6 protein-coding genes are annotated in these 5,620 nt (G+C 58.8%); 3 read left to right on the top strand and 3 right to left on the bottom strand.

The features are described 5' to 3' along the window. Positions 1-683: 683 nt before the first annotated feature. Together HMPREF2604_RS07325 and HMPREF2604_RS07320 are read right to left on the bottom strand one after the other, a co-directional pair. A complete protein-coding gene (locus HMPREF2604_RS07325; RefSeq protein WP_070523118.1) occupies positions 684-1,286 on the bottom strand; it encodes a cadmium resistance transporter in 603 nt (200 codons plus the stop codon). Then, positions 1,283-1,642, bottom strand: a complete 360-nt coding sequence (locus tag HMPREF2604_RS07320) for a Cd(II)/Pb(II)-sensing metalloregulatory transcriptional regulator CmtR (protein WP_070523117.1) — start codon at positions 1,640-1,642, stop codon at positions 1,283-1,285. The genes HMPREF2604_RS07325 and HMPREF2604_RS07320 overlap by 4 nt, the downstream gene beginning before the upstream one ends. 256 nt (positions 1,643-1,898) lie before the next feature. Here HMPREF2604_RS07320 and HMPREF2604_RS07315 point away from each other — a divergent pair, with 256 nt between their 5' ends. Both HMPREF2604_RS07315 and HMPREF2604_RS07310 read left to right on the top strand, forming a co-directional pair. Next, on the top strand, positions 1,899-2,609 hold the full coding sequence (locus HMPREF2604_RS07315; RefSeq protein WP_070564383.1) for an IS6 family transposase: 711 nt from the start codon (positions 1,899-1,901) through the stop codon (positions 2,607-2,609). A 93-nt stretch (positions 2,610-2,702) separates the two neighbouring features. Next, entirely contained in the window at positions 2,703-3,305 is a 603-nt protein-coding gene (locus HMPREF2604_RS07310; RefSeq protein ID WP_070523112.1) for a DDE-type integrase/transposase/recombinase, read from the top strand. Positions 3,306-3,438: 133 nt separating this feature from the next. Here the strand turns inward: HMPREF2604_RS07310 and HMPREF2604_RS07305 are convergent, their stop codons facing one another. Further along, entirely contained in the window at positions 3,439-4,614 is a 1,176-nt protein-coding gene (locus HMPREF2604_RS07305) for an acyl-CoA dehydrogenase family protein (protein ID WP_070523109.1), read from the bottom strand. A 310-nt stretch (positions 4,615-4,924) separates the two neighbouring features. Between HMPREF2604_RS07305 and HMPREF2604_RS07300 the strand changes: the two genes are divergently transcribed. Continuing rightward, positions 4,925-5,599, top strand: a complete 675-nt coding sequence (locus tag HMPREF2604_RS07300) for a DDE-type integrase/transposase/recombinase (protein ID WP_070564380.1) — start codon at positions 4,925-4,927, stop codon at positions 5,597-5,599. Positions 5,600-5,620: the final 21 nt, after the last annotated feature.

Genomic DNA, 5,620 nt, shown 5'->3' with positions numbered 1-5,620 from the left:
ACGTGTCTACTTTCCGGGGGTCAGGTCCGACTAATTTCTTGTTTTTTCTGTGTGTCAGCTCACTAACCAAAAGCCTAGGACACGCACCTGTGCGCCTTGTTTATTGGAGCGCACGGGGATACTGGAGACTACGAGTACGCACTAGACGCCGCCAACAGTGCAGCCGGACACCTGCAAGCAATACAAGCGGAGCTGCCTTCCACTTCCCCACTGGCCCGTGACACTGGAAGGCTTGCAAGGCTCGTGCGCGCCGCACAGCGGAACCTGTCTCAACAGCGTCCCGCAGATAATTCAGTCGAACTTCTTAACTTAGCCGCCAGCCTCAAAGAAAGGCTGGAAGGGGCGGATTCTAGGGGTCATTTTTCTTTGGCTAAACGCGGTTTTAGGCCGAATTTCGGCTCTCGACCACGAGCTCTAGGCCACGGGCTTCGTCCTCGTTTGAGAACCAGCCGGTGGCCTTGGTCGGGCTACGCCGCAAGCGGTGGCGCGTTGGGGAAAGCGTCGGTGCTAGTCTCATTGCGTCCGCGGGTGAAATTGGATAGCCGAAAGTTTAATTGCTGGGATTCTGTAAACTCTGTGTGATTAGATTCACACACCCCGACAGCGCTTCAAAAAGACCTTCCGGGCGTTATAGGAGCCACCGATAACGCCCGGTCGGGGCCGTTTGGAACACTGCTGCTCCGTCAGAGCCCGAAGGCTCCGCCACTGACGAGGATCACGATACCGAGGCCGATGAGAACGATGGGAAAGAGGATGCCCTCCCAGCGTTCGAGCACTTCCGCGATCGGGGGGCGGGTTGCGACGAACTTTGCCAGGGCCACCAGGACCGCAACGAGCGCGAGGAAAATAACGCAGTAGGCGACTACTGCGAGAGGTTCCACGCTGAGGAATACAGGGGTGTAGACGCCGATGTTGTCGCCACCGTTGGCAAAGGTGACGCCTGCGACTGTCCCCACGCCAACCTTCTTGCCGGCAATCTTGGCCTCGTCGTCATCGTCCTCATCGTCTCCGCGCCAGGCCTCCCATGCGGCCCAGAGGCCGAGGCCCAGCGGGATTAGACCGAAGTACGGGATGGCTGTCGAGGGCAGGAATGCTCCGGCGCCCATGGTCACTAGAACCGCGGCACCGAGGATGCCCGCGAATCCGAGGTACTGGCCGGCCAGAATGCGGGCGGTAGTGCCGCGCTGGCCTGCCCCTCGCGCGAAGAAGAGGGAGAGCACGATGATGTCGTCGATGTTGGTAGCTGCGAACAGGCCTATCGCCTGCAAGACCGAGGTGAGGATCATGCGTCCTCCCCAGCTGCGTAGCACCCGGGAAGCGAGCAGGCGGGATCGATGCACGGGGCGTCTTCGTCTACTGCCAAGGTGGCATCGACCAATGTGGTCAGCGCCTGCGCCAGGTGCGGATCGGCGATCTCGTATCGTGTCCGACGCCCCTCGGGCTCGGAGACGACAATCCCACAATCGCGCAAGCATGTCAGGTGGTTGGACACGTTCGGGCGTGTCAGGTCCAGATCTCGGGATAGTTCCGCCGGGTAGGCGGGATGGTCGAGCAGGGTCAAGATGATCCGGGATCGAGTGGGGTCGGCCAGTGCACGACCCAGGCGGTTCATCACGTCGAGACGCGAAGCAATAGTCAGCATGCGCTGAACTATACAGCGATCGCTGAACTAGTCAAGTTCCGGGTAGCGGTGCAGCTGTGTGCGCTGCTGAAGAGACAGTGAAAGTAGCAGAGATGGCGCAGATTCCGGCAAAGTTGCGAAAACAGCTGAACCACGCTCGTTTCTGATGATCGGCCCATGTGCGATTTGTGCCGCGCCGAAGGCAACCGAATTGGCTCGAAGTGGTGCTGTTGCAAAGTTGGGGCAGTAGAAAGACCGACGTGAAATAATCAGAGCCATGGGCATCTTCTCCGGTCGGCATTTCCCCCGTGACATCATCCTGTGGGCGGTGCGGTGGTACTGCCGCTACGGCGTGAGCTACCGCGACCTCGAAGAAATGATGACCGAGCGGGGTGTGCCAGTCGATCACACCACGATCTACCGCTGGGTGCAGAAATACGCCCCTGAGCTGGATAAGCACACTCGCTGGTACCGGCAGGTACCCGACTGGCAGGCCCGGTCCTGGTGGGTGGATGAGACCTATATCCGGGTCGGCGGCACGTGGTGCTATCTCTACCGGGCTATTACCGCCGGTGGGCAGACCTTAGACTTCTACCTCTCACCAAAACGGAATGTGGCTGCGGCCAAGCGTTTCCTGGCCAAGACGCTACGATCGAATACGACAGCCGGGTCCCCGCGGGTCATCAACACCGACAAGGCACCAGCTCTGGCCAAGGCAATATCCGAGCTGAAGGCGGAGGGAATCTGCCCTCAGACGGTGGAGCACCGGCAGGGGAAATACCTGAACAACGTTCTCGAGGGAGATCATGGCCGACTTAAAAGAATCCTGGGACCGAAGGGGGCGTTCAAAAACCGAATTTCCGCCTACCGGACGTTGAAAGGGATGGAAGCGATGCATTCATTACGGAAAGGTCAGGGCACGATGTTTGCTTATGGGCACCCCAATCCGGACGCGGTGATCGTCAACCGGGTCTTCGAGACGGCCTGAGAACGCCAGCACGCAGCGGCCATCAGGAAATGAGAAACTGGGTCGTCTCGGCTCTCCGCCCAACTTTGCAACAGCACCTATCATATATAGTACATGCCAGCTAAAGGCTTTCATCTTTACACAGCGTTGGATTTGTACTCGCGCAAGGTTGTGGGATGGACTGTCCAACACCGACAGGAAAAGACCATCGCTACACGCCTGATTGAACAAGTCATTGCTGACCAGGAGCTCAACGGTCACAGCGTTGAAGTCGTACACACCGACAACGGCAAAGTCATGACCTCACACATGATGAAGGACATGCTGGATGAACACGGCGTGCAGCTGTCATTAATTCGGCCGAATGTTTCGAATGACAACCCATTTGAAGAGTCATCACATCGCACAATCAAGCATCACCGCTATGCGTTAGAAACCTATGATGATATCCAGCATGCGCAGAAAGTCATCGGCAGGATTATCGACGAATACAATAACCGTGACCGCCACAGCGGGCTGAATGGATACACACCTAGTGAAGTGTATTCAGGCACGTGGCGTGACATCCTTGAACATCGCCGAGCAAAGGAAACCGTCTACTACGCGACGCACCCGCACCGCAGACCCAGACCCCGGAAATCCGTCTACAAGCCACCACCTAAAACGGTAGAAATCAACAACGGCAAACCCCTAGCGCCCGAGACATCGAGCGCGTAAAGTAACAACCACGTCAAACAGGGGGATGTTCACAACTCAAAGGCAGGCGCCGATCGAGGGCAAAGGGACCAAAGTAAGAGGACCAAACTAGAAGGACCACCAAGCGAGCCTTTCCACATCCCCGGCCGGCTGGTTACTTATAGGCCGAGAAGCCCGTAATCTTCTTGCCCATGATGAGGGACTGCACAGTGTCGGTGCCCTCGTAGGTGTGCATGGCCTCAATGTCCGCGAAGTGGCGAGCGATATCGTTTTCCAGCAGGATGCCGACTCCACCGAGCATGTCGCGGGCGTCAGCGGCGATGCGCCGCGCGGCACGCGTGTTGTGGAGTTTGGCCGCCGAGGCCTGTTCCGGGGCCAAGGTGCCAGCATCTTCGCGCTGGGAAACCTCACGGCAGGTGAGCATCATCTGGCTGAGGTCGAGGACCATGTTGGCCAGACGCTGCTGGATGATTTGGGCTTTGGCCAGCTCGCGGCCGAACTGGACGCGTTCGAGCACGTACGAGCGGGCAGTCTCATAGCAGGCCACCGCAGAGCCAAGCGCCATCCAGGACACGCCAATGCGAGTGGAGGTCAGGACGCGGGAAACGTCCTTGAAGCTGCGACAACCTGGAAGCTGGTTGGCGGCGGGAATGCGACAATCGGTCAACGTGATGTGTGCCTGGTGGATGGCACGCAGGGAGAGCTTGCCTTCAATCACGGTAGCGGAGTAGCCGGGGGTTTCCTGTGGGACGATGAAACCGCTGACGTTACCGTCTTCCATACGGGCGTAGATGATGGTGATGCCGCCGGAGGCACCGTTGCCAATCCACTTCTTCTCGCCGTTGAGGACCCATTCGTCGCCATCGCGAACCGCGGTAGTTTCCAAAGCGATGGAGTCCGAGCCGTGGTCCGGTTCGGTCAGCCCAAAAGCACCGAGCAGCGAACAAGATGCCATCTGCGGCAAGTACGAAGCCTGCTGTTCCGGAGAACCAAGCATCGAAATTGAGCGCATGGCCAGCCCCGCCTGCACCGCAATCACCGTGCCCATCGAAGCATCGGCACGCGTGACTTCCATGAGCGTCAAGCCAGCGCCAAGCGTGGACATCTGTTCATGGCCTTCCACCGAAAGCCCATCGGTCATCACGTCCAGCTCCCCCAGACGCTGAACCAAGTCCAGCGGATACTCCGCGGCCTGCCAGTGCCGGTTAATCACCGGGTCGGAGTAGTCGCGGAACTGCGCCGCGCGCTTCCACCCCGCAGCATCGGCCTCAGAAAGGCTGTCAAAGACACCCAGGAAATCAGTGGTGGACTCGAAGAGGTTGTGGGACATGGTCAATTCTCCAACTAACAGGCAATACGAATGGCGATTAGTGTTAATTGTGACCTGACTCTCCCCAGGCTGTCAAGTGTCTCATCACAACGCGCGGCACAGCCGGGATTCGGAACGATAACCAGACTCCAGGGCCAGTATCTCCCCCAGCCAACCTTCACCCTGCCTGTTGCGACCGGCTATTTGGTAGCAGTGTCGTGACTATCTGGTAGCGCTTCAGTGAGTATCTGGTAGCAGCTCGCGGCGCTCGGGGTGATACTTCCGGTAGCCGCACCACTCGGGTGCGGCGCGTACTGGAAGGAGTCCGCTGATGACGGATTACCGTGCGGTGATGACGCTGCTGATTCAGCAGCGTTCTTACCGCCAGATTGAACACCAGCTCGGGTGCTCGCACCGCGCGATTTCCCGAGCGAACCAAGCGCTGCGAAGCCTTGGCCTGACTACTGCCCAGCAGGTCGCGGCGTTGACGAATGACGAGCTAGACGAGATATTCGTTGATAAACGCACCAGCGGTCAAGGCGAGTTCGTCCCGATTGACTTTGACGCGGTCGTCAAAGCACGCACAGGGCGTGTGAAGCAGACACTGCAAGTATTGTGGGCTCGCTACACCACCACCCCCACCCAGCCGGGCCAGCGTCATTACAGCTACGACCGGTTCCGCCAGCTGGTTGCCTCCCATGTCGATGCGGCCGGGCTTACCGCCCGGATCACCCATGCACCAGGGCATACGATGCAGGTGGACTGGGCTGGGACTAAGATGCGCCTGTACGACCCTGCGGGCACACCGGGTGCGAAAGTCAGCATTTTCGTCGCTTCGCTGCCGTATTCAGGAATGCTGTTTGCTTGTGCGTGTGCTGACCAGCGGCAACAGTCCTGGCTTGATGCACACCGCCAAGCGTTTGACTACTTCGGTGGGGTCTGCCAGGTTGTTGTCCCCGATAACGCGTCGACGGCATCAAACGCAATCAGCACTGCCGGGACCTGACCCCTGTTTGGTAGACACCTG

It is taken from the genome of Corynebacterium sp. HMSC055A01, assembly GCF_001809405.1.
GTDB classification, from domain to species: domain Bacteria; phylum Actinomycetota; class Actinomycetes; order Mycobacteriales; family Mycobacteriaceae; genus Corynebacterium; species Corynebacterium hesseae.
Note: the sequence above shows the minus strand (reverse complement) of the source record. Positions and strands in the feature narration are given on the sequence as shown.

Excerpts from the sequence above, each read along its gene's own strand:
- HMPREF2604_RS07305 (WP_070523109.1), bottom strand. The coding sequence starts at position 4,614 with ATGTCCCACAACCTCTTCGAGTCCACCACTGATTTCCTGGGTGTCTTT.
- HMPREF2604_RS07320 (WP_070523117.1), bottom strand. The coding sequence starts at position 1,642 with ATGCTGACTATTGCTTCGCGTCTCGACGTGATGAACCGCCTGGGTCGT.
- HMPREF2604_RS07325 (WP_070523118.1), bottom strand. The coding sequence starts at position 1,286 with ATGATCCTCACCTCGGTCTTGCAGGCGATAGGCCTGTTCGCAGCTACC.
- HMPREF2604_RS07315 (WP_070564383.1), top strand. The coding sequence starts at position 1,899 with ATGGGCATCTTCTCCGGTCGGCATTTCCCCCGTGACATCATCCTGTGG.
- HMPREF2604_RS07310 (WP_070523112.1), top strand. The coding sequence starts at position 2,703 with ATGCCAGCTAAAGGCTTTCATCTTTACACAGCGTTGGATTTGTACTCG.
- HMPREF2604_RS07300 (WP_070564380.1), top strand. The coding sequence starts at position 4,925 with ATGACGGATTACCGTGCGGTGATGACGCTGCTGATTCAGCAGCGTTCT.